The organism is Synechococcus sp. R55.7 (genome assembly GCF_047461955.1).
In the GTDB taxonomy this organism is placed as follows: domain Bacteria; phylum Cyanobacteriota; class Cyanobacteriia; order Thermostichales; family Thermostichaceae; genus Thermostichus.
Map to the genome: position 1 here is coordinate 27,755 of NZ_JANSIC010000002.1, position 3,669 is coordinate 31,423.

Annotated in this window: 1 protein-coding gene; it reads left to right on the forward strand. The window is 62.4% G+C overall.

What is annotated here, in order from left to right:
- The coding region (locus tag NW820_RS00355; protein WP_414406373.1) for a hypothetical protein at positions 1-3,669 on the forward strand (3,669 nt) is incomplete at both ends.

Genomic DNA, 3,669 nt, shown 5'->3' on the forward strand with positions numbered 1-3,669 from the left:
CCAATGCCTTTTACGGAACCTTGGTGAACTTTTTGGCCCTCTCTGGCTTGCACGCTTTCTGGAGCTTGGGGCCGCAGGAGCTTCGCCCTGCTTTTGTCCTGGGGATCCTGTATCTGGGGATCCTCAGCACCGTGATTTACACCTGGAGCCGCCGGTCTCGGGAATTACGGGGCTCCAAGATCTGGCTAATCGGGGCTGCCGGATCCCTGTTAATCCTACGGGGGCTGCTGTCTGGGCATGTCCAAGTGCCGCAGTTGGGGTTGGCGGTGGCCCTGTTGGGTTGGCTAGCAGCGGAATGGCCCCAGGGATCCCCGGACGTCGTAGCAGAAGGCGCTCAGGAGGGGACGCTCTCCCGCTGGTGGGAGGGGAGCTGGGTGCTGTTGGTGGTGGGCTGGCTGCTGGCTGCCATTGGCTTGGCGGAGAGCCCTTTCAGCGGCTGGCAGTTGCTGGGGATTAGCCTGCTGGGGATCCATGTCTTAATCGGGCGCTTGCGCCGACACACCCAGTCGCCCCAGCGGGACGAAGTCCTTAGGGTGCATTTGACGTTGCTGTTCTTGCTGGGCCTGGAAACTTGCTGGGCTTTTTGGCAGGTGTGGCCCCCAAGCTGGCGGCAAGCAGTTGTGGCTACAGTGATCAACTGGTTTCAGCCCCTTGATTCCCCCTGGGGATTGCTGGGGTTGGTGCTACTGCCCTACGAGGTGCTGTGGTTGGGGTTGGCGGCCCGCTGGCAGAGGAGCACTCCAGAAGCCGGCGAGACAGACTTTTCTGGGCTGGTGGAACCAACAGAGCGCTTGGTTTTGGGGCTAGGGGGATCCCTGCTGCTCTTGAGCCTTCCCTATCCGGCCATTCGCTTTTGGCACTTGCTTTTGAGCGCCGGGATCCTGGCCTGGTGGCTACAACAAAAGTCCAGATCAGGAGAAACTCCCAACTTTCTTTGGGTACTCCTGACCCACGCCTACGGAGTGGGGGCACTGCTAGCCGGGATCCGCTGGCTTTTGCCCGACTTGTTCGCGCCAGCGGTGCGGAGCACTAGCTTGTCCGCTTGGGGAGTGGTTCTGCTGCTGGTGGGCCTATTGCAATGGGCAGGGCGGGTAGCTCTGGGTGGGTCAGAGCGCTTTTTTTGGGGAGTGCCTGCGGAGCTGTGGCAGCGAAGTGCAGATGGCATAGGGCTGGTGCTGGTGGGATCCAGCTACTTGGCGTTTTTGCTGCAACGGTTCCTTGATTCGTCTGCGACTGGTGAACAATCCATGGGCTGGCTGTGGCTGCTGGTGCCTCTTGCTTTAACGGCAGCTCAGGTATTGGCCCTGCCCCCCCTGGAGTTCATGCCCCGCTGGCTGCAGATCCCAGAGCAAGGGGAGTTGGGATCCCTTTCCTGGCGGCAGGGGATCCCAGTGCGGGGATCCCTGCGTCTTTGGGCCGTGCTCTCGCTGGTGATGGCGCAGTTGCTCACCTTGGGCAGGCCGGGCCCGGATCTGCTCGGGCTAGGGCTGGGGTTGCTGCTGCTAGCTACCCAGGTGTGGCTATGGGCTTGTCCCTTGCCAAGTTCCCCTACTCCTGGAGCAGAGGGGGAAGCCCTGCTGGCGGTGGCCTTCGGCTCAGGGTTCGGCCTGGTGGGGATCAGCCGGCTCTTGCCGACACTTACGGAAGCGGAATGGCTGCTGGTCTTGGCAGCGCTGCTGTTGCTCTTGAGCGGCTGTCGCTACGGCATCCGGCACCTCTCTTCTCGCCTGCAAGCCGCTTACCGGCCAGCCCTGGATGGCTGGGGTATACCCTTGGGGTTGGTGCTCTTGCTCTCCCTAACGTTGCCCACCGCGGCGGCCCTCTTCACCCCTTCCTCGCCCCCTGCTTTCTCGGCAGCCATACCGCTGGCCTCTGGGGTTACCTGGCTGGCCATTGGTCTCCGACTTTGGGTAGAGGTTGCTCCGGTCTTCTCTGCTCCCATTGCCGAGACGGGATCCTCTCCGACCCTCCCCCCTAGCGCTAGCGGGACGGAGTCCTCTCCGACAGGGGATGCCCCTGAAATTGCCCAAGCCCTTTCATCTGGCCAGATCAAGGGTCAGATGGATGGGTTGTTGTACGGGCTGGGCTGGGCTTTGGAGCTACTGGCGGCAAGCGGCGTGTTGTGGGCTGTACAGGGATCCCGTCCTGTTGCCCCTCTGCTTGCCGTCATCAATCTGAGCCTGGGGATCCTCTTTTGGATTGGGCCGGAGAAACTCCTCTTTGAGCGGCCCGATCGCGCTGGTGGGACAAAGTCTTTGGGGGGGCAGCTCCTGCAACAGGTCAGGGCCCTGAGCTTCTGGCGGACGGGGCCTTTGATCTATGCAGGGTTGGGCTGGCTGGGATCCCATGCCCAGTGGAGTGAGGTAACGGGCTTGGGCAGCTTAGGTCTCTCCATCGTGTTGCTGGGCCTGGGGCGTCGACAGGCGGTCCAACGGGCGCAAGAGCAAGGCCGGGAAGACCTCCGTCCTGCCAACTGGAAAGGGCTCCTGGGCGCTTGGGGCGTGTCTGTGGCCGCCTACGAGAGCTGGGTTTACTTCCTCAGCCAGCGAACTGGGGGATCCCTGGCAAATGGGTTGGTGTTGATCGCTCTGTTAGGGCTGAGCTTGGCCTGGGGCTACGGCTTTTGTCCCCCTTGGCTGGTGGCGACCCTGCGGCTGAAAGCGGCCTGGCTGCAGCGGATAGGCGCCGGCAACTGGGGCTTGGCCAGCCTACTCCTTCTGTTCGCCTTTTGGGATCTCGGTCTCAGCCCTTGGGGGAAGTGGCTCTGGGTGCTGACGGGATCCGGCCTGGTGGCCTATGCCGCCGGACAGGCGAGAACCTCAACTCTAGAATCTCCAACAGAGCAAAATTGGGTGCCAACGGTCTGGGGTTACCTCAGTGCATGGCAAGGAGCTGGGGTTCTGCTGGGCGGTGTGTTCCTGGGGCTGCCGCAGCTATCCATAGCGCGGTGGGCCGGATCCCTGCTCTGTGGGCTGGGGCTGGTTTACCATGGCTTGCCCTGGCGAGGGTGGGGCTGGCCGGCGGCTCCTTGGCAGAATACGGCCCTGGTGCTGCCCCTGGCCGCTTTTCTGGTAACCGCGGGAGGAAATAACACCCTTAATCTGCTGCTGGGGGCAACCTACTATGCCCTGCTGGCTATCTGGAGATCCCAAGTGCGCCTGGGCTATGTCAGCCTGTTCTTGAGCAACTGGATCCTGTGGAGTTACGGCTGGCATCAGGATTGGGCTTCCCTGACGTTCTATGCCCTGCCCCTGGTGGGATCCCTGCTCTATGTGGCCCAGGTGGATCCGGGATTACAGGAAACCAACGGACGGCGGGGGCGGCATTGGCTGCGGCTGGTTTCCTTGGGCACATGGCTGCTGGTGGTGCTGGTGGAAACTCACGGGCAACGGTGGACGGGCTTTTGGCCGGTAGGGTTGGGTTTGGCCTTGGGTCTGCTGGGCTTGGCCTTGCGGGTAAGAGCCTATCTCTTCGTGGGCACGCTGGCCTTTGGGCTGGGGATCCTGCGGCAGGGATGGCTGTTGGTAACAACTGATGCGCTGCTGCTCTGGGCCACTGGGATCCTGCTGGGCCTGCTTCTGATTTGGACGGCAGCCAATCTTGAAGGGCGTCGAGAAGAGGTGGGATCCCGCCTCTCCGCTTGGCTAGGGCAACTGCAGAGCTGGGAAT